This is a genomic window from Nitrosarchaeum sp., from assembly GCF_025699065.1.
In the GTDB taxonomy this organism is placed as follows: Archaea; Thermoproteota; Nitrososphaeria; order Nitrososphaerales; family Nitrosopumilaceae; genus Nitrosarchaeum.
The window spans coordinates 116,005-139,322 of sequence record NZ_JAILWF010000003.1 but is presented as its reverse complement, the minus strand read 5'-3'; the positions used below and the strand labels follow the sequence as shown (position 1 = coordinate 139,322).

The following is a 23,318-nucleotide window of genomic DNA, read 5'->3' as shown; positions in this document are numbered from 1 at the left end:
ATGAAAACTGCCACAGATGTGGAAGAAAATAAATCACTTTTAGAGCAATTCAAAGAAACAAGAAACAGAACTTTAGAATTAGTAAAAACTCTTGAAAAAGATGATTTCATAGTACAAACTGCATTTTTTACTAGTCCTGTAAAATGGCATGTCGGTCATGTGAGTTGGATCTATGAAACAATTATGAGTAAGATAAATAACAAATATGAGTTCTACTCTAAAGAATTTTCAGAGTATCTAAACTCTTATTATCAACAATTTGGAGTTCCTCATGACAAGAGTAAAAGAGGAATCATATCAAGACCTACAACTGAACAAATTTTTCAATATTTTAATACGATTAGTCAAAGAGTGAATCATCTTATCGAATCAAATTCATTAAATAACAACGCAATAAAATTAATTATTACAGGACTACATCATGAGTGTCAACATCAAGAATTACTAGTGTATGATTTACAACATTTATTGGCAGATCAATACATACCAATCAAAAAAAATGAAATACCAAAATCAAAAAATGTTGAACAAAAATCAGTTCAAATCAAAGGAGGCATATACACAATGGGGTATAATGGTAATGAATATTGTTATGATATTGAACTACCAGAACACAAAGTATATCTAGAAAATTATTCAATTGATGTGTTTCCGATTACCAATGAACAGTATCTAAAATTTATGGAGGATGGTGGATATGATACCTACAAACATTGGTTATCGGATGGATGGGAAAAAGTAAAAGAAAATGATTGGAAATCACCGATGTATTGGGAAAAAATTGACGGTCAATGGAAAGTTAGAGATTTTATAGGAACTCGAAAATTAAATCCAAAAGAGCCAGTATGCCATGTTAGCTATTATGAAGCAGATGCATATTGCAAATGGGCAGGAAAGAGACTACCAACAGAAGCAGAATGGGAAAAAGCTGCTTGTTGGGATGAAGAAAAACAACAAAAAACAATATTTCCTTGGGGAAATGAACCTCCAACAGAACAAAATGCCAACTTATTAGAATCATATCATTGGAGATGTACAGAAATTGGATCATATCCTAATGGGATAAGTTCATCAGGGTGTCATCAAATGATTGGCGATGTCTGGGAATGGACAGCATCAGAGTTCACAGGTTATCCTGGATTCAGATCTGGATTTGATGAATATAATGACAAGTGGTTTACAAATCAAAAAGTATTACGAGGTGGTTCATTTGGAACGCCAAAGATGTCTGTTCGTGGAAGTTATCGAAATTTTTTCAGATTAGATGAAAGATGGCTATTTTCAGGATTCAGATGTGTTGAAAATAATTAGAACTAAGATCTTTTGGATACCAAAGTCAATGCAAAGTAATTATTTTCGTCTAACCAAATATGCTTAATGTCAAACCCAGTTTGGGTCATTAATTCTTTAATTTGGGATAATTTGTATTTGTGTGAATGCTCAGTATGAATTAATTCATTTTTCTTTAATGTTATTGAAAGATTAGCTTTTTGGATAACAACAAATTGTTCCACTAAAGATTTCAGATACATTTCAATTCTTTGTTCATTTTCATTATATCTTGCATAATGGCTAAAATTATTTAGATTAAAATCAGCATCTAATTCATCATTGATTCTAGATAAAACATTAAGATTAAACTGTGCAGTTATTCCTTTAGAATCATCATATGCATTTTCCAAAGTTTCTTTATTTTTTACTAAATCCAAACCAATTAAAAACAAATCATTATCTTTCATAGTAGAATTGATTTTTTTTAGAAATTTTTTTCCATCTTCAGGAACAAAATTCCCAAAACTAGAACCTAAGAAAATAATTAGATTTTTTTTATTATCATAATTTTTTATAAATTCAAGACCACCCTCATAGGTATCAATTATTCCAGTGATATGCAAATTTTCATAATCTTTTTGAAGTAAAGAAGAACTTTCAGTTAAAATTTCAGAAATATCGATTGGAAAATATTCAATTTTTTCTTGAAAATTATTTAAAATGTCTAAAATCAGCCTTGTTTTAACCGAAGAGCCACTACCAAGTTCTACTAATCGAAATGAACGATCAACATATTTAACAAAATTTTCTTTTAGATTTTGGAGGATATTAATTTCTGTCCTAGTAGGATAATATTCAGATAAATCACATATTTTTTCAAATAATTCAGAACCTTTTTTATCATAAAAGAATTTTGGGTTAATAAATTTACAATTTTGAGTTAGGCTAAAAGAAACTTCATCTGCAAAACTCTTTTCAATTTTAGCAGAATTAGGTTTAAAATATTGCAATTTAGAATCAACTACATATTTTTTATAATTTAGACTGTTTTGGATTGTTTTACTCAAGTAATAAAACAGACTTTTTTTAACATAAATGCCTTATGATAAATCATCAGGCATGAATGATATTTCTTGATATACCTCTTTATCCAATTCTATACATTGGATGAAATTCTAAGAATAGAAAATTTGAAGAAGAGTTTTATTAAAAAAAGTATCTTTAGAACAAAAACAGTTACAATAAAAGCAGTTGATGATATATCATTTAGTCTAAGTAAAGGAGAAGTATTTGTATTAGCTGGAGAGTCAGGATCTGGTAAATCTACAATTGCAAAATTAATTCTTAAATCCATTCAAGCAGACTCTGGAAAAATAATTTTTGAAAATGAAGAAATCAAAGATGATAAAAAAAGTTTAGAGAAAATTAGAATGAACTGTCAAATGATACATCAAGATCCGTATGATTCAATCAATCCACGAATGAATATTGAAGATATTGTTTCAGAACCCTTGGAGATACACAAGATTGGGAATAAAGAAGGCAGGAAAAAAAGAGTCATTGAGGCATTACATGAAGTGAAACTAGAGTCGACTGAAGATATTCTGAAAAAATATCCACATATGTTATCAGGAGGTCAAAGGCAAAGAGTAGTACTTGCAAGAGCCTTAGCGTTAAGACCAAAAATAATCATCGCAGATGAGCCTGTTTCAATGTTAGATGTATCAATTAGAGCTGAAATGCTTGAATTAATGCACGAACTACAAAAGAAATATCAAATTTCATTTGTTTACATTACACATGATTTAGCTACTGCTAGACATTTTGGCCAAAGAATAGGAATTCTGTATCTTGGAAAAATTGTAGAGATAGGGGCAATTGATGAAATATTGTTAAAACCAAAGCATCCATACACGCAAGCTCTAATTGATGCAATTTCCGAACCAAACCCAGAAAATCTCAATAAAGAAAAAATAATTAGAATCAATGATCCTCTCGACATTGATGTTTATTCAGGATGTAGATTTAGAGCAAGATGTCCATATGCCCTCGAGAAATGTAAAATCGAACCAATTTTGGAAAATATAGAAAAAGATCACTTTGTTGCTTGTTATGTTAGTCTAGATTAAGATGTTTTAACTGAAGGCATACGTTTGTCTTTGTATGTAACAACATAGGATACACCATTTTTTGGATAAACACCGTAGATTAGTTTGGCTTTTTGTACAACAGAGTCTTTTAGAGATACCATAATGAATTGGCTCTCTTGTGAACGTTCTTCTAAAATTTTAGCAAGTCGTTCTGAGTTTGGTGCATCAAGATGTGCATCCACCTCATCAAATAGATAAAATGGAGATGGCTTTAATTTTTGAAGTGCCAATACAAAGACAATTGCCGCAAGAGTTTTTTCACCACCACTAATTGATGTTGATTCTCTTTTTGGTTTATTTGGAAATTGAATCATGTAAGATATACCAGAATTGAAAATATCATCTTCATTTTGTAATTCAAGCCAAGCGTTACCACCAGTCATTTTACTGAAGATAAGACGTATTTCTTTGTCAACTTTGTCAAATGCATCCAAGAAGGTTTGACGTTTATCTTTTTCAATATCTTCAATAAATTTAACAATAGAATTTCGTTCTTCTTCCAATGAATTTTTACGTACAGACATAGAACGATAACCATAAGATACTTCAAGATAAGTCTCAGGAGCTTTTGCATTAAGAGCATTAAGAGAGTTAAACTCAGTAGTTAATCCATGAACTATAGGTTCAACATCAAATATCTCTATGTTTTTATCAAATCCAAATGATGACAAAATTGCATTAAGTTTTGTTTCATTTTCATTTAACTCATGTAAATCACGAGTAAGAGAATCAGATTGTCTTTCAAGTGAGTTAATTTCCTTAGTAAGCTCTTTGTCTTTTTCTGAAAGAATTTTTAATTTATCATCATATTCTTTAAGCTGACCAATAGAAGAACCAGAAGTAGAAATTAGTTCTTGTTCTTTTTCTCTAAGTGTTACAAGCATGCTTGTCTTAGATTCCTTTCTTATTTCTAATTCTTTAATTTTATTTTCTAATTCTTCATGTTGTGAATTTAACGAAGATATTTCATCATTAAGACTTTTTATTAGAGATTGTTTTCTATTCTCTTCATTTAGTAATGTTGTCAACTGTGAATCTTTATCACGATATTCATTCATTATAGTTGTGTAAAGTTTTTCAAGATTAGATTTCTTTTCATTAATTTTAGATAGTTCATTTGCAATACGTGTTTGCTCTCCACTTGCATAGTTTTCTTCAACAATTGTAATTCTTGAGTTAAGTGATTCTATATGAGATTCATTGGAAGATACATCTACAAGCAAAGTAGCATGTCGTTTGTTTAATTCAGAAATTCTTTCAGTTAATTGCTGCTTCATATTAATTGCAGATGAAATTCTTGATTTCAAATGAGAATAATTTTCATCTGTAGATGCAAGACCCTGTTCTGAAAGGGATAATCTCTTAGTATAACTCTGAATAGAATCTTCAAGTTTCTTCAAGGAGTTTTTTTTCTTTAAAACATATTTTTTAAGAAGGTTGATAGATTCTAGCAAGCCATCAATATCAGTACTCATCGAGATGATTTTGGTTAATTTAGAAATTTTTGAATTAATATCAATAATGACTGCCCCACCTTTAGCCTCAAAATACTCACCAGTTATAGTCACAGCCTTATGACCAAGTTTAGAGATTCTATACGCAGAATCCCTAGAATCAACTAGAACCACATTTCCAAAAAGAAATGTTTTGAGAGATGAGTGTGATTGATCACATTTCACATAGTCGGAAAGCACACCAATTACACCAGGATCTTTTGGTAAATCTAATTTGAATTTTGGAATTGCGTCAAGCGGTATTATTTTTAATTTTGGTAGATTTTTTGAACGTGCGACTTCTGCAATTCCAAGTAGAGTTGCAAAGTCAGGTACAACGATTGCCTTAATCCAATCAGAGCTTACAGCAAGTACTGCACGCTCATATTGTTTATCCCAAGAAATCATTTCATAAACTAAACCTTGAATTCCAAGCTTATCTGCATCTTCTTTCAATTTAGCAACAGTGTAATCTTCATGCATTATTCCTTTTACAGTTTTAATTTTTGATTCATATTGAGCAGCAGCCTTACTAGATTTTTCTAAAATTAAATCAAGTTCTTCAATATCATTTACAGTTTTTGATTTTTTGGAATTTAATCTTGCTATTCTTGATTGTAATTCAGAGATAGAAGCATTATGATTAGCAATGATAGTTTCTAATCTTAATTTTAAGGTAGAAAGTTTTACAACATCTTGTTCCAATTCAGATAATCGTGTAGAATTGGATTTAATTTTAATTTGGGATTCATCTTTTTCATTTTCAACTTTCGATAGTTTAAGTTTTGTATCATTAAGTTGATCAGAGAGCAATTTTATCTTATTATCTATTTCAGATTTTTTAGATGCTGCAATAGATTGTTCTGTTAGTATTTTATTTCTTTCAGAATCAATAACTTCTAAGTCATCATTGATTTTATTCTTTTTTATGTTAATTTCATTGATTGATTCTTGACATTGTAAAATATTTGATTGGATTTCTTGTCCAGTTTGATTAATTGCTTCAATTTCATTTTGAATTTCAGGAATTCTTATTTCAATTTGTTTTAGTCGTTGGTTTGATGCAACAATTGCACTGTTATCGATTTCGTATTGTTCCATTGCAGCACTTAGTTCAGAATCAATAGCAGCCTTAGCCTGACTGTAATCATTTGCAGCAGTCATTAATTTTGATTTTTCAGCATCTAAAGCATTAATTTCATTTCTAATCTGAATTCTCTCTTCATCAAATGTCTTAATTTCCGTATTAATTTTGTTAAATGTGTCTTCTTTGGAGGTCTTTTGACTTATTATTAGGCGTAGTTTATTTGAGGCGGCAATAGCTTTGTAACGATTTAGTTCTCTTTCAAGAATATCATGGCGTAGTTTTTGATTTCTTTCTTCTTCAAGATCATCAATTCTTTTTTTAATTTCACCCATCTTTGCTAGTGCAATCTCTAATCGTCTATCAGCATCATCAAGTTGTTTGATGGCTTCAGTTTTTTTCTCATCAAAGTAAGACAGACCAATTAAATCTTCAATTGTTTTTCGTTTTTCTTCAGATGTAAATTCAGAAATCCTAGTAACAGTTCCTTGTTGCACTGCATTAAGCTGACCCAACCCAGCATTTGCAACATCCAATAAATCTAATATCTGACTTCGATTGATTGGTTTTTTATTTAGATAATAATTATTTTCACCCTTATCATCCATCTCTCTAGTAATTTCTACTGAATCAGAATCTACAGGAATTTTTCTGTCGGAATTATCAAAATGAACACTAGATCGGGCCATCTTTGGTCCATGTCTATTACCTTCAATATCATGAATAAGAGATCGAAGTTTGTCCACTCTCATCATTTTTGGTTTGTTTTCACCAAGTGCAAAAATTATTGCATCAAGAATGTTACTTTTTCCAGAACCGTTTGGACCAGAGATCGAAACTAATCCTGGTTCAAACATAACTGTAGTATTTTTGAACCCAAATGATTTGAAACCAAAGATCTCTACTTTTTTAATATGAACCAATGAAATTATTTTCTCAATTGGTTGGATAATCGATGGTTAACAAGTTTAGTTGACATAATTGATTAATTTTTCTTGGTTTACTATCATTTTTTTCGTAACGGTGGTTATTATGAAATTAGAATATCATTTAGCATAGATTTTCAACGATTAGAAATACTAAAAATCGAGCCTAAATTTTATATAAAAATAGAATTAGATCATATTTTTACGTATAAAGTGTTGAGCCAAAATAAGAAATCAAAGGGATTCTTTTAAAAAGATAATAGAAATAAATTCAGAATCTAATAATTTTAAGGGTTATTTTCCTTCAACAAACTTTTCACAGTCTTTTTTCGCTTGAACATCTGGCATTTGTTCAAGAGGATGTTTCATTAAATATGCGCTTGCAGGAATAATTGGGCCTCCTACACCCCTATCTAGTGCAATCTTTGCTAATCTAATAGCATCAATTACAATACCAGCAGAATTTGCCTTATCATCTACTTCTAAACGAACTTCCATATTGTACGGAATGTTAGCCCATTGTCTACCTTCAATTCGCATAAACATTAGTTTAGTATTGCCTAAAAATGGAATAAAATCAGATGGGCCAACATAAATTTGATCATCCGCTAATCTCTCCTTGAGTTGACTTTGAACACTTTCTGTTTTAGATATTCTCTTTGAGGCTAAACGGTCTTGTTCTTTCATGTTTAGGAAATCAGTGTTTCCACCTACGTTAATTTGGTAAGTTTTTTCAATTTTAGTTCCACGATCACTGCAGAGTTTTGCAAGTGTTCTGTGAACGATTGTAGCTCCGACTTGACCCTTAATGTCATCACCAATTACTGGAATATTTTTTTCTTTGAATTTTTTTGCCCATTTTTCATCAGATGCAATAAAGGAAGGTATGCAGTTTACAAAAGCAGTGTTTGTGTCAAGACAGATTTGAGCCCAAAATTCTGTCACTTTATCAGAGCCTACAGGCAAGTAAGACACAATAATTTCAACATTATTTTCTTTGATAATTTTTTTTACTTCTTCAGTGATTTGTTCATGGGTTTTTTTAGATTCAAGAGGTTTGATTCGGTTTTCAACCCAAATTCCTACTCCATCTAACAGTGGACTTTCATAGACTTTGGCATTTGTTTTTGGCATTTTCTCTTTTGGAATCCAATCAACCATGTTGGGGTATGCGTAAATTGCTTCATTTAGAGGAGTTCCAACTTTGTTATCGCCCACATCAAAACCACATACAAAATCAATATCATGAATTCCATATCCAGCTAGTTTATCATGAATTATACCTGTTACCTCTTGAGAAGGGTTTTGTCTATAGTATTCAATTCCTTGTATTAAGCCTGCAAAACAATTACCTATACCTACTAATCCTACTCTGATTCTATTTCCCATTCAAAAATCAAAGACAGGATGCAGGTTTTAAGTTTTCTAATTCATAAAAAATATACATGTAGAGTCATAATTTAGGAAGTACGTTACTTAGACCTTCTTTGTAAGTTGGGAACTTGAAATCATAGATTTGGGAGATTTTATGATTTGACGCACTGACTGAACGGGTTAACAGTTTAATTGCATCTGAACCTAATACTAATTTTGCCAAAGCAGTTGGAACCGTTTTTGATTTTTTGACTCCAAGATTATCAGAGATATAATTTAGAAATTCTACAAACGGCATAGGTTTAGAATCAGTCAAAATATAGGAACCAGTTTCTCCCTTTTGAATAATTTCAATTAATGCGCCAACAACATCTTCAACATGAATGAAATTTTTGATGTATTTACCATTTCCAGGGATTCTGAATGTACCTTTTTGCATTCTATCAAGTATCATTGATTTGAAAAATCCACCGTCACCATATACGATATCCCCCAGATATGCCACAGAAAAATTTATTCCTGATTTCTTACAGTTTTCTTCTAGGAATTCTTGCGCTTTGATTCGCGTTTTAATGAATTCAGTATCAAATTTTTTAGGAGTTGTTTCTATAATTTTGTCGTGTTTTGGATCAAATACAGCTAAACCTGAAATATAAATAAACAATTTAGCGCCAGATACAGCAGAAAAAAGATTTTTTACACCATCGTAATTTACAGAACGAATTATTTTTTTATTTTTTTCGAGAGGTGTCACAGATGCCAAATGATACACAACATCAAATTTTTGTTCAAAGTGTAAATTAGGATTTGTTAGATCATCCAGAATTATTTTAAAAGGTAAGTTTTCTTGCTTTCTTCTAGCAAGAATTGTTATATCTGCACCAGAATCATGTAGTTTTTTTGCAAGTCTAGAACCAATAAATCCTGTTCCACCAGTAATCAGTATACGAGTATCTTGTATATTCATTGTGTTTGTCTCATTATTTTTGAAATGGTATTCATTATAATCCATCTCCAAAAACTTCGCTTAGCTCAATATCATATCCATTTGGATCACTTATGTATATAGAACGTGACTTTTCAAATTGAACAGGACCATCATAATGAATTGTAACACCTAAAGATTTACATGTCATTATTATTTCATCAAAATTTTCAACATGAAAACCAAAATGAGTAATTGCACCTTCAGGTTTCATCTCAGGATTCTCATACAGACAGAGTTTGATATTAGCATTACCAATAATTTTTGATTTCTCTTCAGGTTGCTCTTTTTTAATTTCAAATCCAAAAAGATTTTTGTAAAATGTTACACTTTGTTCTAAATCTTTTACTTCCATATTGATATGATCAATAAAACTAGATTTCAATGGTTTAGACATAGGAAATACTAATCGAGGTTGCTAATAAAATATAATTAAACATTAAAATCATTATTTAGATTCTATAAAAATAACATCAACTAGATCCTGATTGCTTCTCTTTGTTACTGTATCGCGATTGGCATTATGATAATTTTGTAAATGTGCTTTTCGTGTTTTTATTCCATACTCTCTACACAATCTACAAAAATATGTCACCTGTCTTTCAGTTCTCGGTTTTGATTGAATTTCTTCATATGCAAGAATGGAATTTAGCATAAGTATCACTCAGAAGAATCATATTTTAACATTGTCATAAAAATGACAATCAGTCATATATCCATATAATTTGCAAAATATTTATATAATGTAATGTATATTACATACATTCGGTGAATAAAATGTGGTTTGATAACCAATTCGAGAGAGCATTTCGAAGATTGTCTGATCCTTTTTTTGCCACGGATGACATCTTTGAATTTCCAAATGATTCAAAAATTCAAACATTTGGCCCGTATTACTATGGCTATGAGATGACCATAGGACCTAACGGAAAACCTCATGTAAAAGAATGGGGAAATGTAAAGCCTAAGGGTTCACTGACTGAGTTAGATGTCAGAGAACCATATGTGGACGAATCCGTTGACGAAAAAAGCCGTACTCTAAAGATGATTACAGAGATGCCAGGAATTGAAAAATCAGACATCAATGTAAACATAGTAGAAGGAGTAGTAGAGATTTCTGCCAAACATGGAGACAGAAAATACAGTACAAAAATTCCATTGAAGTACAAAGTAGATGAAAATTCAGCTAAGGCACAATACACCAATGGAATACTGGAGCTGACCTTGGCCCTTGCCGAAGAAAAACCAAAAGGCAAGAGAGTATCAGTAGAATAGGGAGATTGGAAATGATTATTCAAAGTATTCCATCAACCATTCAAACATTGTCACATCATATGAAATTATGGATGGGAAAGTTTTTTCCACTCATCCAATTTTCAAAACAAGGTGATAAAAATGCCAGATGAATTATGTAGAAATTGTGGAATGAATCTTCAAGTACAAAACAAGTGTTTCACATGCAAGGAACCGATTCAACAAATTTGTTCTGAATGCAGTTATGCAACACTAGAGAGAATTCACAGTAGATGTTCATCAGGATTTGAGATGATGTCGATGATAGAGCCGCCGGTACAGATTTTTCCAATCACAACTGCATAATCTCTAATTCATATATTTTTTAATTACATGATTCATAATTTTAAAATCAAAAATCAGATGGATGATAGAATACATATTTTAAATTAAATCAATTAAAAATTCATGTTAAGGATTTAGAATGTTAACGATAAAGAATTCAAAAATAGACATATTATGAATTGAGGGTAAAATACTTGATAAATTCAAAAAGCAATAACATTCAGGCATTATCAACTAACAAATGATACGCGTTCCTTTTTAGGTAAAAACACACTATATTGGTGAGAAGCAGGACGATCTCTTGTCAGGCTCAGCCTGATATCATGTGAATCTGTTTCTCGTTTAAGGCATTATAAAGATAAACTTGGAATTTCTCCTAGTAAAAATAGACAGATTAAGGCAGGAATTTTATACAGCTCAAAAAAAATCACATTATGATAGAGCCCGGTCGTCCTGTAAAAGACATTCAAATAGATTCAAACACGTCGATAGAAAAAATCTTTGACGAGATATCTAAATCAGGTGGATTTGAATCAGTTAATCTTTCAGATGGTCTTGACATCTTAACAACTATGATTTCGGATAAAGAATGCCTAAAGTTTGTGTCCTTTGTAGGAGCTGTAATATCTACAGGATTAAGAGGGATCATCAAAGACATGATAAAAAACAAGTGGTTTGACGTTGCAATTACAACTTGTGGAGCTTTGGATCATGACATTGCTAGACATTTTTCAAATTACAAAGAGGGGTCATTCACTATGGATGATGGGGAATTGGCAGATCAACACATTCACAGACTTGGAAATATTTTAGTACCAATGGAAAGCTATGGTCCACTCATTGAAGAAAAGATGCAGTCATTTTTAGACGAAGAATACAAAAAAGGAGTAAAAGAAATGTCGACAGCAGAAATATGCAAGATGATTGGAAAACATTTAGGAGAAAATTCATTTCTGTATTGGGCTTACAAAAATAATATTGATGTGGTAGTACCTGGGATTATGGACGGAGCAGTAGGTAGTCAAATATGGTTATTCACACAAAAACATAATGATTTTAAATTAAACATTACGGCAGATTCAGAACTATTATCAGGATTAATATTCAAAGCAAAAAAATCAGGAGCTTTGATGATTGGGGGAGGAATTTCAAAACACCATACATTATGGTGGAATCAGTACAGAGAGGGTTTAGATTATGCATTTTATATTACAACTGCACAAGAATTTGATGGTAGTTTAAGCGGTGCACTTGTAAGAGAAGCTATTTCATGGGGAAAGGTCACACAACAGGCAAGACAGTCTACACTTCATGCAGAAGTTACAACCATTTTGCCTTTTATTTATGCTGCATTAAGTGCAAAATTAAAAAAAATAATCGGATAAAAACTATTATTCACCAAATCTTAACATAATACATTGTACTCTAAAATTAGAATTAAAGAATTAAGACCAATCAATGTAGAAGGAGGATACCTAATAGATGGATTTCCTTCCATGGGATTTGCTAGTGCAATTGCAACCGAATCAATGATTCAGACATCACAGTTTAGCGTAGCAGGAATTATTGATTCAGATAATTTTCCAACTATTAGCGTTGTTAAAGAAGGAAAACCAAACTATCCAACAAGAATTTTTATCAATGATGATCTCAAAGTTTCAATTTTCTTATCTTATCTCACCATTCATGAATCATTACATAGATCGATTGCAAGAACAATGCTCAAGTGGGCAAAAAAACAAAAAATAGAACTAGTGGTAAGTAGTGTTGCAGTAAAATCTCTTGGAGGATTAGGAGGAATGGTTGCTGTAGGCAATACAGAATCTGCAAGAGAAAAATTAAAAAAATCAGGATTAAAAATTCTTCAGCATGGAACAATTCCAGGAATTCCTGGGGTGTTACTTAATGAGGGCAGCATTACAAATCAAGATGTAATTGTGGTTCTTTTTCAAACAGATGGAACTGGTCCTGATTTTAGATCAAGTGCAGAATTATGTATGGGAATAGCAAAATTAATTCCTGGAACTTCATGCGATATTCCATTATTACAAAAAGAGGCAGAAAAAGCAGAGATAGCAATTAAAGAAACAGATGAAGAAACACGAAACATAAAAGATTCAATTTACAGATAATAAAAGTACAACACTGTCAGGTTTATTTTATAACGTAATCAACAACAATAGAAAATCATTGAACCAAATACCAGAATTTGCATTAACTGTTATTTTGATTTCGGCATCAGGGGTAATGGCTCCAGGACCGTTATTTGCAGCGAATATAGCACAAGGCTTGCGTGGTGGAGGAAAAGCAGGGATACAAATGGCAATAGGACATACAATAGTAGAACTACCATTAGTAATTTTGTTAGGAATTGGAGTATTTTCATTAGAAATTTTTCCAGAATTTAGAACTGTAATTTCCATTTTAGGAGCTATGGTACTTTTTGTTTTTGCAGGATTACAGATTAAAACAACATTACAAAGAAAAGATACAAAACAATTCAGTCCAAAACACGGAGCGATATTTTCAGGAATTATTCTTAGTGCATTAAACCCATTTTTTATTATTTGGTGGTTAAGTATTGGTTTTAAATTAATTTCAGATGCAATGCTAATATGGGCATTTGCAGGAATACTAATTGTTTTTGCGTTACATATTTGGATGGATTTTGCATGGTTGTATTCAATAGCATATTTTGCATCTAAAAGTGTTAAAATTCTTTCTAGCAGAAATTATAAAATTTTAATGATTGTCTTGAGTTCTATGTTAATTTATTTTGGAATATCATTCATATCAGATATTATTTAACCACAATCTACAATTTCAACTTTAGGTTCACATTCAACATTAAATAAATTAATTCTTTCAACTAAACCATCACAAAATTCAGGATCAAAAGAAGATTCATACAATTTTAAATCATTAATAATTATAATATGTTGTATCCCACAAGAAGATAAGATAAATCCCAATAACAAGATAACAGCAGAAATGCCTGCAGATATTAAGAATAATGTTCTAATAGTTTTAATTTTTTGTAATGTCAATTTCAATTGTAGAAACATTACGTAATTTACCATCTTGAGAAAGAAGTGAATCAGATAATATTCGTACATCACTAATAACATATCCCACAGTATTCATTCTTTTAACAATCATTTGAGATACATCAACTGCCTGTGTAATTTTTTTGCCTCTAGCTTTAATGGTAACTGTATGTCTTGTTGAAAGTTGTGTTAAAGTAGCTGAGACGTATGTCATTATGGGTTTATTGCCAACAAAAATTACATCTCGTTCTTCAGGATCATGTTTACTTTCAGTGGATGAAGCATTTTGAGAAGATAATGCTGGTTCTGGTGAAGATAATGCTGGTTCTGGTGAAGATAATGCTGGTTCTGGTGAAGATAATGCTGGTTCTGGTTCTGGTGAAGATAATGCTGGTTCTGGTTCTGGTGAAGATAATGCTGGTTCTGGTTCTGGTGAAGATAATGCTGGTTCTGGTTCTGGTGAAGATAATGCTGGTTCTGGTTCAGAGGATACATGAGTGTCATGAAATTCAGACAAAATGTCTTCCGCGTCTTTAGATTTTTTTGATTCACTCAATTTATTGTTCCTTTAATAACAAAATCTTCATTGTCTTTTATTTAATTTTTGGGTCATCACGTTGGATGTATTTTTCAAAGATTTTTTCAACTTCCTCATCAGTTTCGCTATTCTTTACTTGATTTACTAATTCTTCTTCTTCAATCTCATAACAATTTAGGAAATCTTGGGAATCTTTGAACAGCAATAGAACTTTATCTTTGAACACAAAATGATATAGTTTTTCTTTTTCCATCAATTCTGGCTTTATGTTAATACCATTTTCATCAGATGAAATAGGATAAGTCATAATATTGTTAAAAATGTTCAATATTTAGATGATACACAATAGAAAGATAATCATAGGAGGAACATATTGGAGTCTAGAATAATTTTCCATATAGATTTTGATTATTTCTTTGCACAGTGTGAGGAGGTAAGAACGCCAGATTTAAAATCAAAACCAGTATGTGTTTGTGTTTTTTCAGATAGAGGAGGGGATAGTGGAGCAATTGCAACTGCAAATTACATAGCTAGAAAATTTGGGGTAAGATCAGGAATACCAATTATTTTTGCAAAAAAAAGATTAGAAGAAAGAAAAGATGCAATGTTTCTTCCAGTCGATTTTGATTATTATGAAGAGATGTCTCAAAAGGCTATGGACATTATTAAGAAAAGTGCAGACATTTTTGAATATGTAGGAAAAGACGAAGCATATTTAGATGTCACAGATAGAGTAGATGGAAATTTTGACACAGCTAGTCATTTAGCACAACAGATCAAAAACGCAGTTAGAGAAAAATTAAAACTTAGTTGTTCAATAGGAGTTTCCTCAAACAAATTAATTTCCAAAATTGCATCAGATTTTAGAAAACCCGACGGATTAACAATTGTATCACCAGAAAAAATTGAAGAATTTTTAGAACAGTTAAAGATCAGAGTGATTCCAGGAATTGGGAAAAAAACAGAGGCGAGATTTACTGAAATGAATTTTGAAACAATCAAGGATGTTAAAAAATTAGATGTGTTTACTTTGAATAAAGAATTTGGGAGAAAACATGGAACCTACATATTCAATGCAGTTAGAGGAATTGACATTGACCCAGTAAAAGAAAGAGAGGCGAGCATACAATACAGTAAACTTTCTACACTAAAAAAAGATTCAATTGATTATGAATTTCTTGCAGCAAATATTATTGAGTTATGCAAAGAGTTACACGGAATAATTAAAAAAAATAATAAAACATTCAAATCAGTAGGAATACAATTTATTCAATCAGATTTAACAAATAAGACAAAATCTAGAATGTTAAAAAATCACACTTCTAGTTTGGAAGAATTACAGAAAAATGCATTGTTGCTACTAAAAGAATCTTTAGAGGAGCAAAAAAGTACAATCAGACGATTAGGGGTAAAAGTTTCAGAACTTGCAGAAATACGAGGTCAAAGTAGCATTACTAATTATTTTTAGGATTAATTTTTCCTTCAGATTCTGATTTTTTTAGTCTTCTTGTTTCTATAATAATTACTATCAATAAAAATACAAACAGCCAAGGCAAAAACATGATCTCACCTGCAACTGAATGGAATTCCTCCCATTGTTTAGCATCAGTAGTAACTTTGAGCGCATACCATGATAGAGAAAAAATCCTAATCATGTTTACACCTATAGTACCTGCAATTCCTATTCCAAAGTAAATCAATTTCCTATTTCTATGAATATTCATTTTTAGCAAAAATGCTCCCATTACCAACGAATAGATAATTACACTATGTACGCCAGCGGATGGCCAAAACACTTGAAGTACCATCGGTCCAAAATCACCTTTTAAGAACATGATGTTATCTCGAGCAGTAGCAGTTCCTAAATCAAGGACATTTATCAGCCAAACATTGGTTTGAACCAAATAAGGTACAACGTATTGTAGCGGACCAAGTGAGTCATATGGAAAAAATGCATCCAATGAAAGGATTATTGCACTGCCAGCAAGAAATATTGGACCTGCAGGAGCGATTCGAATCCAACGTTTACCAAAAAATATACTCAGTGCAACTACAACAAAAATGCTCATGATGATAAAATCCCACATCCATGTCCAAGAATAAATTAATTGGACATTAAATAATTCTTCACCAGATAAAATAAAATCTCTTAGTCCATATTCTAATCCTACAAGATATGCTATTACAACACCAGCTATTGGGATTACAGATAGTAATCTTTTTTTAGAAATAATAATTTTTAGACCAATTAATTCTGCAACAACAAATACTAGTGCAAAAATAAATCCACCTCGACCTTGATTCCAACTGAGACTAAAGCTATCAGGAAATGCAATAATGGCAAAAACAATTGGACTAGCAATAATAGCAATTCCAATTAACAAGTTCTTATTTTGCACTAAAATTGAATTAAAAAATGGTCAATAAATAGATCAAGATTATATTAACATGGAATAAATAATTTCTCAGGACAACAAAGGTGCTCATAAAATGGATCAGATAACTTACCCTTGACTAAAAACACAGTTATTGCATAATTAGCAGTTTTTGGTATGGGTTTACTACATTTAACACATCTTAGAGTATCCATCATAATTTTTTGGATAAAAACATACTTTAGAAATAGGATGTAATGTTCCAAAAAGACCAAAATTAGAAAATTTAGGCGTGGTTTTTAGTAGAAAGTAATTAGAAAAAATCCGCAATTGTTTTTTGACGAATTAATTTCATAATATTTCCTTTTGAGATCCATTCAAGTTTACTAATACTAGTTTTATTTGAAGCCAATGCAAGTGCGTCATCAAAAGAATCACCAAATATAGGAGAATGACTCATTGCAGAACGAACTCCTTCTCTTACCTGCCATACACCTACTGGAATGGCATATTCAGGTCTAATTTCACGCAGTATTATAACCCCGGCCTGAATTTTATTTTTCATAAGATATTCTAATACGCCTAATTTAGCTGCAAAATATGCGCCATCTATTGCAGGAGGGTGATCGACTCCTCGTGCATCCTCAAAATCATAACCAAATCCCAAAATACCATTTGAATACCATGCCTCAATCATTTCATAGATCCACCTATGGGGAAATAAAATTACAGAAAACAAATTTCCAAGATGGCCATAAGTAAAAATTCTATACGAATCAATTAACGGATAATCCAAAATTTCTTTGACAAGAGATTTAGATATGATATCATCGGTTGCAGTGATGCTCCATTTAGTAGGGACAAGTTTTCTTTTTTGTCCTAGCATGCCAATACTAAAACATTTTTGGATTTTAGAAATGTCAATGCCAGAATTATATAAATTTAGGACAGCATCTTGCGCATTAAGATCTTTATCATAATAGATTTTTTCTATAGGCTTTGTTGCACTTGTGTCATAAAATTTTGCAGATTTGATTTCACCTACAGGCCCAAATGGAGCGCTCTCACCATCAAGTGAGACACTTACAGATGTAGCTTTAGTAAATTGTAAATCAGAATCAGTAGGTTTAGAAGACATTGTAATTTCTTGCAAGTTTTCTATATAACGACCTTCTGTTTGATCTATTGAAATTTTTTGTATTCCACGAATTAAATTTAATCTAAAATTAACAATCTCTTCAAGTGATTTACCTTTCCATTTTTCAGGACTGTCAAGGATGCTTGTGTTACCATGTATTGGTGGAACCATGGGTCCAACGAAAACCTTTGGATAATTATATGATCCTACAAACACAGATGGAGGGCTGGTTCCACTAATAGAATCTGAAGAAAATAAATTTCCATATTTTGATAAATTCTCATGCCATTTTGCTAAAATTGCTCTTCGAATATCCTGAGAGTTAGAAGACAATGAAAACTATGCCTAAAATATGCCTATTAAGTTGCCTAATCATCATATTTGACTAGGGCTTAACGTATAATGTTTAAAGAACAAATTATGACATAAAGTATGTCAGTAAAGAGAATAGTCTCTTTTTTGCCTAGCGCCACGGAGTTACTATATGAGCTTGAGGCAGATGATATTCTATTTGGGGTCACACATGAATGCAAATATCCAGAAAACGCAAAAACAAAATTGCAAGTAATTAGTTCGATAATAAATTCAGAAGAACTATCAAGTAATGAAATAGATACAAAAACATGTCAGTTACTGAGTGAAGGAAAAGAGATTTTTGTATTAAATGAAAAAAACATGATAGAAGCAAATCCAGATCTAATAATAACTCAAGAAACATGTGAGGCATGTGCTGCACATAATAATCAAGTCAACAAGGCAATTCAAATTTTACAAAACAAACCAATGATTCATTCTATGGATCCACATAATTTAGATGAAATTGTTAAATCAGTAAATGAAATTGGCAGAGTAATAAAAAAAGAAAATATTGCAATGAAAATCACAGAATCACTCACAAGTAGAATAGAACATATTAAAAAAAACATACCAACAATAAAACAAAAAGTTCTTGCACTAGAATGGATTGACCCATTTTTTACATCGGGTCATTGGATACCAGGAATGATCAATAATGCTGGTGGAGAAAATATGATAAGCAAAGACGGAGAACGGTCAAGGAAGATAGGCATTGATGAGATCACAAAATCAGATCCAGATATTATCATCATGATGCCATGTGGTTTTGACACATATCGTACAATATCAGAATATAACAAAACATTGAAGAATAATAAATCATGGAATTCTTTAAAAGCAATTAGAAACGGAAAAGTGTTTGCAGTAGATGCAAACTCATATTTCAGTAAACCAAGCATTAGAACAATAATAGGACTAGAAATATTAGCGAAAATTATTCAACCAAATACTTTTTTGAACCTAAATGTGCCTGAGAATTCATTTTTACAGATAAAATAGATTACTCATCAGTGTCATCTAATTCATCATATTCAGAATTTCTTCTACCAGGTCTAATTGGGACATATATTATAGACACAAAGTTCCTAGATTTTTCTACAAAATAGAGTTCAAGGTTTTAAAAATTTGTCCTTCTGGTGTATCTTTTAAACAAAGAAATAATCATAATAAACCAATTTGAAAGATTGATCGAGTATTTGCAAACACTGATAATTCATACGTAAGATCTTTTAAGTCAGAATCAAAGCAAGTTCATGATTGATTTTAGAAAATATCTAAACTGCCCAGAATGCAAAAAAAGTCCGCCATATTGTATTGAGCACAAAAAAGAGGTAAATGCAATATTAGATAGTACATGACACAGTAGATGAACAGGACAAAATTTAGTAAATTATTCTAAGCTTCAAGCTTAAATCAAAATTTTACAAATATAAGAAATGACAAATGTACTAAGTTCAATATTTGGTACAATTTATGATATGATAACTTCATTATTTAGTTAAAAGTCATTAGAGCCGATTTTCCTATAAATAAATTTTAAAAAAATATTTCAAGTACTACTGAATAGAATGATAAGTATCCACAGCAATCATTACTGTCAGTATTGCAAATGGAATAAAGAAACTCAATCCAACTTTGACATTTAACATGTATTAGATTTTTTGCACATCCATATTAACGAATGAATTCATAATGAAAAATATTAAGATATAATTTTAGAATTTTAAATGATCTTACACTCAATTTTTAGTGATTTTACAGTAGTGAAATAAGTAATTACTAACAATACTATTGCAACAATCCTTATTGGAAGTTCATAATTTGTAATAAATGCAAACCCAGTTGCACCTATAGAACCAAATGTTGAGAAGACTGCAAATCCGATTGGACCACAGCTACAGACACCGGCAGCAGAACCAATAAATGAACCAAAAACACTGCCAGTGATTTTTCTTTTAGATTTTTTCAAAATATTGATTCTGTAAATATTCATAGGAATTACCACTGCAGATAATGTAGTAAGTATGACAATCAAAGTAAATCCCAATTCCATTCCAGGTGCAATATGCCCAATGAGATAAGGCTCCAAAAAAATATACTCTGAAAGAAACAACAATCCAAAAAGCATTGTAATGAAAAGCACAGATGCTAAAACAAGATATGCATAGTTTGAAAAAACAAATTTTAGTGCATGAGTCATGCTAAATCATTGAATCCAACACTTGTGTAAAAACAGAATAAGGTTGTGCACCAACTAGCTTTTCTTGTTGTCCGTTAGGACCAATGATGAAAAATGTTGGAGTTCCACTCACACCGAACTTTTTTGCCTCGGCGATATTGGATTGAACCCTTTTGGCATATTTTCCTGAATCAAGACAACTATCAAACAATTTTGGATCAAGACCTAAACTAAATGCAAATGATTTTAAGCGTTCAGAATTTGCCCAGCCATTATCTATTTTGGATTCTTGAGAAATGTATAGTTGGTTATGATATTCCCAATATTTTCCTTGGTCCTCCGCACAGTATGATGCTTGAGCTGCTTTTGGAGAATCCCTACCCAAAAAAGCAAGATCAACAAAAACCAGATTAACTTTACCAGTATCAACATAATTTTGAAAAATAAAGGGTTTCGTATTATGAAACCAATTATAACATTGATGACATTGATAGTCACCAAATTCAACAATAGTGATTGGTGCAGACGGGGATCCAATAATAGGTGAGCCAGTAGTAGTAGAGATAGTACCATGTAGTCGTACATCGGTATTTGCAGTTTCAACTGAAGACGTAGAATAGATTAGAATCACACCAACAGCAATTATAGATACTACAATACCAAACAAAATTCCTGTTCTAGCCACAATAATATGTATTAAAAATTTGTTTAAAAAACTTATTCTAGATTATGTGAGAATTTTTTCTTGAATATGTTTACAAATTTTGAAATTGCAATATCAATGGGGCAGATTTCACATTGAACAGGTGACGAGTGTCTCACTAAATGTTTTTCAAAGGTTTTTCTAGAATTAAAGATCACATCGCATTTTACACAGTAAACTTTTGCAATATTATTTTTAGAAGAAAAATCTGCCACATATACGTTTTATAATCAGATCTTATAAAGATCTTGTTAAAAATCGCAAAATGAAAATCTCATTTACGATTATTTTGAGAGTATATTTCGAATAAAATAGGATTTTTTTAAAATAATGACTCATCATTGAAATAATAGATCATAGATAATGCAATTTCATATGATTTTGTAATTCTACTTCATACCTAGTAAGAAAACCGCAATGAGTACATGAAAACATGTCTGAATTAGGAAGTGAATCACGTTCAATTGTTTTCCCATAGATTGACTTGATCGAGATAATATCATTATTAGAAATTACAGCAAAGTTATTCCCTTCACCAATTGACCCCAAAAACTCTTTGATTGATGTTATTACAATATCTTTATCGATAATTTCATCATCTAATGAAGATAGCATAAAGGCGTGATTTTTCAGAGTAGGGATTGCCGCAACTTGATCAGAGACATAGACCACCAATTCAGATTTTATAGATTCAACATCTCTACAGTCAACAGTAAGCATACTAAACATACCTAAAGAACAATATTTTAGTTTAACAAATTGGTGATAATGATTATAATAGTTTGAGATAATCATTTTTCACAGATGGGAGATTCAGAAACATTTGGAATAGAGAAAGGACATGGTGAAGAAGTAGTCAAATGGTTAAATGAACAAGCTAAAGCAAATGGTTCTAAATTAGAGGCAAGGCTATATGGGTACATAGTATCCACAAAAAACTTTGGAGATTTTGAAATGTTTTCATGGATTGGCGATGTGCAGATTGCAAGAAAAATGATCAATAAAGCTAGTAAAAGATTCAAGATTAAAGTGATTGAAGGAGGGTATAAACCAAAAGAAAGAATATTCCGAATGAAAAAATTTGATTATGCAAAAATTAGAAAGGATGAAAAAACAATAGGACAGATAGAATTTGAAGCATCAAGATTTGGAAAAGGAGAATGGGAGGTAAAAAATGAAGAAAGACATTAAAAAAATACCTAATAAAAAAAATGGAAATATAAAAATTGGAATTATAGGTACAGGAATTCTTGGAAATGCAGTAGGATTAAATTTACTTAAATCAGGTTTCAATGTGACAGTTTACAATCGCACTAAAGAAAAAACTAATGAATTAAAAAAACATGGCGCTAAAATTGCTGAATCACCAAAGATAGTAGCTGAAAATTCAGATTTAGTGATAATAATCATAAAAGACGCAAATGCAGTGAAAAGAATTGCATTTGGAAAAAACGGAATCAGGTTTGGAAATCATAATGGATTAGTAGTGGCAGATATGAGCACAATAAGTCCAATAGAATCAAAAGAAATTACAAAGAAGTTTCTAGAACATAAAATAATAAAATTAGACACACCAGTTATGGGTGGACCCAACGTGGCAATTATTGGAGAACTGGTGTTAATGGTGTCAGGAGATAAAAGAACATTTAACAAGTTCAAAAAAGTTTTTGAGAAAATTGCAAACAAGATATTTTATTTAGGAGATTCTGGAACAGCCCATCTAGTAAAACTTGCAATGAATCTACAAATTACAATGCTTGCTCTTGCACTTTCAGAGGGGATTACATTAGTAAGAAGTTCAAAGGCAAATCCAAAAGTATTTCTAGACATTTTAAATTCAACGTATTTTAAAACAGGAATGAGTGAGAAAAAAGCATACAAAATGATACAAAATGAGTTTAATCCCACTTTCACTCTTGCTAATTTGAAAAAAGACATAAGCACAATTACAAAAACCAGCAAATCACTTGGGATCAATCTTCCAATGATTAAAAAAGCTGAACAGGTATACCAAAACGCATTAACGCAAGGATTTGGAGATATAGATTATACAGGAATCTTAGCACATATTAGAAAAATAAATGATCGATAGATAATAATTAAGAATTACGACTAAGAT

General features: G+C 31.1%; 26 protein-coding genes. 11 read left to right on the top strand and 15 right to left on the bottom strand.

Annotated features, from left to right (window positions below; translation table 11 throughout):
• Positions 1-1,311 (top strand): ergothioneine biosynthesis protein EgtB, encoded by a 1,311-nt coding sequence (gene egtB, locus K5782_RS04570; RefSeq protein ID WP_297464347.1) that lies wholly within the window; start codon positions 1-3, stop codon positions 1,309-1,311.
• Between the two features lie 2 nt (positions 1,312-1,313).
• On the opposite strand, the gene egtD is transcribed toward egtB, so the two are convergent.
• Complete coding sequence (egtD, locus tag K5782_RS04565) at positions 1,314-2,339, bottom strand: L-histidine N(alpha)-methyltransferase (RefSeq protein ID WP_297464345.1); 1,026 nt, start codon at positions 2,337-2,339, stop codon at positions 1,314-1,316.
• A 96-nt stretch (positions 2,340-2,435) separates the two neighbouring features.
• Here egtD and K5782_RS04560 point away from each other — a divergent pair, with 96 nt between their 5' ends.
• Positions 2,436-3,401, top strand: a complete 966-nt coding sequence (locus K5782_RS04560; protein WP_297464343.1) for an ABC transporter ATP-binding protein — start codon at positions 2,436-2,438, stop codon at positions 3,399-3,401.
• On the opposite strand, the gene K5782_RS04555 is transcribed toward K5782_RS04560, so the two are convergent.
• The 5 genes from K5782_RS04555 to K5782_RS04535 form a co-directional block, all read right to left on the bottom strand.
• On the bottom strand, positions 3,398-6,922 hold the full coding sequence (locus K5782_RS04555; protein WP_297464341.1) for a chromosome segregation SMC family protein: 3,525 nt from the start codon (positions 6,920-6,922) through the stop codon (positions 3,398-3,400). The genes K5782_RS04560 and K5782_RS04555 overlap by 4 nt on opposite strands.
• 297 nt (positions 6,923-7,219) lie before the next feature.
• Positions 7,220-8,314 (bottom strand): inositol-3-phosphate synthase, encoded by a 1,095-nt coding sequence (locus K5782_RS04550; RefSeq protein WP_297464339.1) that lies wholly within the window; start codon positions 8,312-8,314, stop codon positions 7,220-7,222.
• 64 nt (positions 8,315-8,378) lie between these two features.
• Positions 8,379-9,266, bottom strand: coding sequence for an NAD(P)-dependent oxidoreductase (locus K5782_RS04545; RefSeq protein WP_297464337.1), 888 nt, complete (start codon positions 9,264-9,266; stop codon positions 8,379-8,381).
• A gap of 34 nt (positions 9,267-9,300) precedes the next feature.
• A complete protein-coding gene (locus K5782_RS04540; RefSeq protein WP_297464335.1) occupies positions 9,301-9,681 on the bottom strand; it encodes a VOC family protein in 381 nt (126 codons plus the stop codon).
• A gap of 51 nt (positions 9,682-9,732) precedes the next feature.
• Positions 9,733-9,939: a hypothetical protein gene (locus tag K5782_RS04535; protein ID WP_297464333.1), complete on the bottom strand. Its 207-nt coding sequence runs from the start codon at positions 9,937-9,939 to the stop codon at positions 9,733-9,735.
• A gap of 122 nt (positions 9,940-10,061) precedes the next feature.
• Between K5782_RS04535 and hsp20 the strand changes: the two genes are divergently transcribed.
• The 5 genes from hsp20 to K5782_RS04510 all read left to right on the top strand — a co-directional run bounded on the left by hsp20 (position 10,062) and on the right by K5782_RS04510 (position 13,670).
• Complete coding sequence (gene hsp20, locus K5782_RS04530) at positions 10,062-10,559, top strand: archaeal heat shock protein Hsp20 (RefSeq protein WP_297464332.1); 498 nt, start codon at positions 10,062-10,064, stop codon at positions 10,557-10,559.
• Between the two features lie 120 nt (positions 10,560-10,679).
• Positions 10,680-10,883: a hypothetical protein gene (locus K5782_RS04525; RefSeq protein WP_297464330.1), complete on the top strand. Its 204-nt coding sequence runs from the start codon at positions 10,680-10,682 to the stop codon at positions 10,881-10,883.
• A gap of 413 nt (positions 10,884-11,296) precedes the next feature.
• Positions 11,297-12,247: a deoxyhypusine synthase gene (locus K5782_RS04520; RefSeq protein WP_297464328.1), complete on the top strand. Its 951-nt coding sequence runs from the start codon at positions 11,297-11,299 to the stop codon at positions 12,245-12,247.
• Between the two features lie 33 nt (positions 12,248-12,280).
• Positions 12,281-12,994, top strand: coding sequence for a PAC2 family protein (locus K5782_RS04515; RefSeq protein WP_297464326.1), 714 nt, complete (start codon positions 12,281-12,283; stop codon positions 12,992-12,994).
• A gap of 58 nt (positions 12,995-13,052) precedes the next feature.
• Entirely contained in the window at positions 13,053-13,670 is a 618-nt protein-coding gene (locus K5782_RS04510; RefSeq protein ID WP_297464324.1) for a LysE family transporter, read from the top strand.
• On the opposite strand, the gene K5782_RS04505 is transcribed toward K5782_RS04510, so the two are convergent.
• The 3 genes from K5782_RS04505 to K5782_RS04495 all read right to left on the bottom strand — a co-directional run bounded on the left by K5782_RS04505 (position 13,667) and on the right by K5782_RS04495 (position 14,754).
• The gene (locus K5782_RS04505; RefSeq protein WP_297464322.1) at positions 13,667-13,909 is read right to left on the bottom strand and encodes a hypothetical protein; all 243 of its coding nucleotides are present in this window, start codon (positions 13,907-13,909) and stop codon (positions 13,667-13,669) included. The genes K5782_RS04510 and K5782_RS04505 overlap by 4 nt on opposite strands.
• The gene (locus K5782_RS09720) at positions 13,890-14,147 is read right to left on the bottom strand and encodes a DNA-binding protein (protein ID WP_338038918.1); all 258 of its coding nucleotides are present in this window, start codon (positions 14,145-14,147) and stop codon (positions 13,890-13,892) included. Before K5782_RS09720 ends, K5782_RS04505 begins: the two co-directional genes overlap by 20 nt.
• A 355-nt stretch (positions 14,148-14,502) precedes the next feature.
• Complete coding sequence (locus tag K5782_RS04495) at positions 14,503-14,754, bottom strand: hypothetical protein (RefSeq protein WP_297464318.1); 252 nt, start codon at positions 14,752-14,754, stop codon at positions 14,503-14,505.
• Between the two features lie 66 nt (positions 14,755-14,820).
• On the opposite strand from K5782_RS04495, the gene dinB reads away from it, so the two are divergent.
• Entirely contained in the window at positions 14,821-15,915 is a 1,095-nt protein-coding gene (gene dinB, locus K5782_RS04490; protein ID WP_297464316.1) for a DNA polymerase IV, read from the top strand.
• On the opposite strand, the gene artG is transcribed toward dinB, so the two are convergent.
• From artG to K5782_RS04475, 3 genes are all read right to left on the bottom strand, one after another.
• The gene (gene artG, locus K5782_RS04485; protein ID WP_297464314.1) at positions 15,902-16,846 is read right to left on the bottom strand and encodes a thaumarchaeosortase; all 945 of its coding nucleotides are present in this window, start codon (positions 16,844-16,846) and stop codon (positions 15,902-15,904) included. The genes dinB and artG overlap by 14 nt on opposite strands.
• 44 nt (positions 16,847-16,890) lie before the next feature.
• Positions 16,891-17,040, bottom strand: coding sequence for a hypothetical protein (locus K5782_RS04480; RefSeq protein WP_297464313.1), 150 nt, complete (start codon positions 17,038-17,040; stop codon positions 16,891-16,893).
• Between the two features lie 95 nt (positions 17,041-17,135).
• Positions 17,136-18,293 (bottom strand): Nre family DNA repair protein, encoded by a 1,158-nt coding sequence (locus tag K5782_RS04475; RefSeq protein ID WP_297464311.1) that lies wholly within the window; start codon positions 18,291-18,293, stop codon positions 17,136-17,138.
• A 126-nt stretch (positions 18,294-18,419) separates the two neighbouring features.
• Between K5782_RS04475 and K5782_RS04470 the strand changes: the two genes are divergently transcribed.
• A complete protein-coding gene (locus tag K5782_RS04470) occupies positions 18,420-19,316 on the top strand; it encodes a cobalamin-binding protein (RefSeq protein WP_297464309.1) in 897 nt (298 codons plus the stop codon).
• A gap of 724 nt (positions 19,317-20,040) precedes the next feature.
• Here the strand turns inward: K5782_RS04470 and K5782_RS04465 are convergent.
• The 3 genes from K5782_RS04465 to K5782_RS04455 form a co-directional block, all read right to left on the bottom strand.
• Positions 20,041-20,517: a hypothetical protein gene (locus tag K5782_RS04465; RefSeq protein WP_297464307.1), complete on the bottom strand. Its 477-nt coding sequence runs from the start codon at positions 20,515-20,517 to the stop codon at positions 20,041-20,043.
• A gap of 1 nt (position 20,518) precedes the next feature.
• A complete protein-coding gene (locus K5782_RS04460; RefSeq protein ID WP_297464305.1) occupies positions 20,519-21,181 on the bottom strand; it encodes a DsbA family protein in 663 nt (220 codons plus the stop codon).
• Positions 21,182-21,553: 372 nt separating this feature from the next.
• Positions 21,554-21,919, bottom strand: coding sequence for a C2H2-type zinc finger protein (locus K5782_RS04455; protein WP_297464303.1), 366 nt, complete (start codon positions 21,917-21,919; stop codon positions 21,554-21,556).
• Between the two features lie 84 nt (positions 21,920-22,003).
• Between K5782_RS04455 and K5782_RS04450 the strand changes: the two genes are divergently transcribed.
• Positions 22,004-22,390: a hypothetical protein gene (locus tag K5782_RS04450; protein ID WP_297464301.1), complete on the top strand. Its 387-nt coding sequence runs from the start codon at positions 22,004-22,006 to the stop codon at positions 22,388-22,390.
• Complete coding sequence (locus tag K5782_RS04445; protein WP_297464299.1) at positions 22,374-23,291, top strand: NAD(P)-dependent oxidoreductase; 918 nt, start codon at positions 22,374-22,376, stop codon at positions 23,289-23,291. The genes K5782_RS04450 and K5782_RS04445 overlap by 17 nt, the downstream gene beginning before the upstream one ends.
• Positions 23,292-23,318: the final 27 nt, after the last annotated feature.

Bases quoted from the DNA above. Each gene is read 5' to 3' on its own strand.
- egtB (WP_297464347.1), top strand. From the start codon at position 1: ATGAAAACTGCCACAGATGTGGAAGAAAATAAATCACTTTTAGAGCAA.
- K5782_RS04550 (WP_297464339.1), bottom strand. From the start codon at position 8,314: ATGGGAAATAGAATCAGAGTAGGATTAGTAGGTATAGGTAATTGTTTT.
- K5782_RS04545 (WP_297464337.1), bottom strand. From the start codon at position 9,266: ATGAATATACAAGATACTCGTATACTGATTACTGGTGGAACAGGATTT.
- K5782_RS04540 (WP_297464335.1), bottom strand. From the start codon at position 9,681: ATGTCTAAACCATTGAAATCTAGTTTTATTGATCATATCAATATGGAA.
- K5782_RS04535 (WP_297464333.1), bottom strand. From the start codon at position 9,939: ATGCTAAATTCCATTCTTGCATATGAAGAAATTCAATCAAAACCGAGA.
- hsp20 (WP_297464332.1), top strand. From the start codon at position 10,062: ATGTGGTTTGATAACCAATTCGAGAGAGCATTTCGAAGATTGTCTGAT.
- K5782_RS04525 (WP_297464330.1), top strand. From the start codon at position 10,680: ATGCCAGATGAATTATGTAGAAATTGTGGAATGAATCTTCAAGTACAA.
- K5782_RS04520 (WP_297464328.1), top strand. From the start codon at position 11,297: ATGATAGAGCCCGGTCGTCCTGTAAAAGACATTCAAATAGATTCAAAC.
- K5782_RS04495 (WP_297464318.1), bottom strand. From the start codon at position 14,754: ATGACTTATCCTATTTCATCTGATGAAAATGGTATTAACATAAAGCCA.
- K5782_RS04480 (WP_297464313.1), bottom strand. From the start codon at position 17,040: ATGATGGATACTCTAAGATGTGTTAAATGTAGTAAACCCATACCAAAA.
- K5782_RS04465 (WP_297464307.1), bottom strand. From the start codon at position 20,517: ATGACTCATGCACTAAAATTTGTTTTTTCAAACTATGCATATCTTGTT.
- K5782_RS04455 (WP_297464303.1), bottom strand. From the start codon at position 21,919: ATGCTTACTGTTGACTGTAGAGATGTTGAATCTATAAAATCTGAATTG.
- K5782_RS04450 (WP_297464301.1), top strand. From the start codon at position 22,004: ATGGGAGATTCAGAAACATTTGGAATAGAGAAAGGACATGGTGAAGAA.
- K5782_RS04445 (WP_297464299.1), top strand. From the start codon at position 22,374: ATGAAGAAAGACATTAAAAAAATACCTAATAAAAAAAATGGAAATATA.